We start from the raw sequence: 535 nt of genomic DNA on the forward strand, positions 1-535 counted from the left end.
GCCTGCTAGTGGTTTTACGAAATGCCCTCTTTCTAGCGTTAGCTTCACCGGGCATTTGAGCGCCCGTGCGTGTCGTCACTCCTGCGGAATTAGAAAACGTTCAGGCCGTTTGCCCAACCATGCCGGTGCTCGACCTCTGCCGGACCAAGTCTTCGCGGTCTTGGGGTCCATATACTTGGGTGGCAGCGGCGCCTTTTCGCGCTGCGCTGAAGCAGCACCGACTGGCCGTCCCCTACGACGCCGCGGCGCAACATCTTCGGGCAACAGGTCGTATTGCGCCATCAAATCACGAATTTGTTCGATGACGCTGGCAACCTCGCTCGCCCGTGCCTCTTCAAGCTGAGCCTCGATCGCTTGCTTTTGCGCTATCAGTTCTTTATATGTTGCCATTTGAGCCCCCGCTTATTGCTGACATTTGACTTATACGCACTTTAAAGTCAGTCCGCAAGGTCTTTTTGTTCCTTACCCTACAAAATGTCGCAAAGCGCTCAAACTCGGGGCTGCGGCCGTGCCGTTGGCACTTGAACCGTATGGG

1 protein-coding gene is annotated in these 535 nt (G+C 55.7%); it reads right to left on the reverse strand.

The features are described from left to right. Positions 1 to 75: 75 nt before the first annotated feature. Positions 76 to 390 (reverse strand): H-NS histone family protein, encoded by a 315-nt coding sequence (locus tag MKD38_RS30870; protein ID WP_012354764.1) that lies wholly within the window; start codon positions 388 to 390, stop codon positions 76 to 78. Positions 391 to 535 lie beyond the last annotated feature (145 nt).

It is taken from the genome of Cupriavidus sp. WGlv3 (assembly GCF_023952475.1).
Classification (GTDB): Bacteria; Pseudomonadota; Gammaproteobacteria; order Burkholderiales; family Burkholderiaceae; genus Cupriavidus; species Cupriavidus phytorum.